The sequence below is a fragment of the Bradyrhizobium sp. Arg816 genome (genome assembly GCF_029989365.1).
GTDB lineage: Bacteria > Pseudomonadota > Alphaproteobacteria > Rhizobiales > Xanthobacteraceae > Bradyrhizobium.
This window is the reverse complement of sequence record NZ_JAPRAQ010000070.1, coordinates 1-1,653: the sequence shown is the minus strand read 5'-3', so window position 1 is coordinate 1,653 and position 1,653 is coordinate 1. Positions and strand designations below refer to the sequence as shown.

At 63.2% G+C, this 1,653-nt stretch carries 1 protein-coding gene and 1 pseudogene; both read right to left on the bottom strand.

All coding sequences use genetic code 11. The features are described 5' to 3' along the window. Positions 1 to 294: pseudogene (locus OWC48_RS45835) on the bottom strand (ribonucleotide-diphosphate reductase subunit beta); the annotation flags it as partial. Positions 295 to 304: 10 nt separating this feature from the next. Continuing rightward, on the bottom strand, positions 305 to 1,653 hold a 1,349-nt coding region (locus tag OWC48_RS45830; protein ID WP_282525899.1), incomplete at its 5' end, for a ribonucleoside-diphosphate reductase subunit alpha.

Genomic DNA, 1,653 nt, shown 5'->3' with positions numbered 1-1,653 from the left:
CGCGATGTCGGCCTGCATCGAGACTTCGGTCGGCATCCAGTGATTGTTGCAGCCTGAGAGATACTTCTCCCAGGCCCATTTGTACTTCAGCGGAAGCAGCTGGTTGACGTCGGCGCGGCAGTTGATCATCCGCTTCTCGTCGACCGAGACGCGGCCGCCGGCGCGATCGATCGCGCCTAAGCCGGTCGGGTCGGCCGGCTCGAGCCTGAGCTGGGTCTGCGGACGCAGTGCGGTGGCGAGACTTGAGGCGGCCGGAGCGGCTGCTGTGGTTTCGGTATCGGACCAGTCGAGCATCGTCATCTCCTCACTGGCACGCTTCGCATTCGGGATCGTCAATCCGGCAGGCCTTGATGCCGTCGAGGTCCGGTGCCGCTGCGGTCGGGATCATGATCGGCGCGTGCGACACCGCCACTGACGCGGACACCGCATTGAGCTTTCCATCGGTGCCCTTCAACGTCGATTTCTCGACATGCGTGGCGCTGCGGGAGCGCAAATAGTAGGTCGTCTTCAACCCGCGTCGCCAGGCCAGCCGGTAGAGCGCATCGAGCTTCTTGCCGGAGGGATTGGCGATATAGAGGTTGAGCGACTGCGACTGGTCGATCCATTTCTGCCGACGCGCGGCCGCCTCGATCAGCCAGGCGCTGTCGATCTCGAAGGCGGTGGCGTAGAGCGCCTTCAGATCGTCAGGAACGCGGTCGATCTGGCCGACGCTGCCGTCGAAATATTTGAGATCGGAAACCATGACCTCGTCCCAAAGCCCCCTCGCCTTGAGGTCGCGGACCAGGAACTCGTTCACGACCGTGAAGTCCCCGGACATGTTCGATTTCACGAACAGGTTCTGGTAGTTCGGCTCGACCGACTGCGAGACGCCGCAGATGTTGGAGATCGTCGCCGTCGGCGCGATCGCCATGACGTTCGAGTTGCGCATGCCGCTGGACGTGACCTTCTTGCGGATGCGATCCCAGTCGAGCGTTGCGGAGCGATCGACGTCGAGACCACCGCGCGCGTCGGCGAGAAGCTGGATGGAGTCGAGTGGCAAGACGCCCTTCGACCACAGCGAGCCCGCGAAGCTCGGATAGCGTCCGCGCTCCGCGGCGAGATCGGACGACGCCTCGATCGCGTGGAACGAGATTGCCTCCATGCTGGTGTCGGCAAACGCCACGGCCGCGTCGGACGCGGTCGGAATGCGCTGGACCTGAAGCGCTTCCTGAAAGCCCATCAGGCCGAGCCCGACGGGACGATGACGCATGTTGGAACGGCGCGCTTCGGGGATCGTGTAGAAATTGATGTCGATAACGTTGTCGAGCATCCGTACGGCTGTCGTCACCGTCCGCTTCAGCTTGGCGTGGTCGGTCCCGTTAGCGCCGACATGGTTGAGCATGTTGACGGAGCCGAGATTGCAGACCGCGACCTCGTCGGCGAAGGTGTTCAGCGTGATCTCGGTGCAGAGGTTCGAGGAATGGATCACGCCCACGTGGCGTTGCGGCGAACGCAGATTGCAGGGGTCCTTAAAGGTGATCCAGGGATGACCGGTCTCGAACAGCATGGTCAGCATGCGACGCCAGAGGTCGCTCGCGCGCACGGTCTTGAAGACGCGCATGCCGCCGGCTTTCGCCCTGGCCTCATAGGCCTCGTAAGCCGACTTGAACGCCT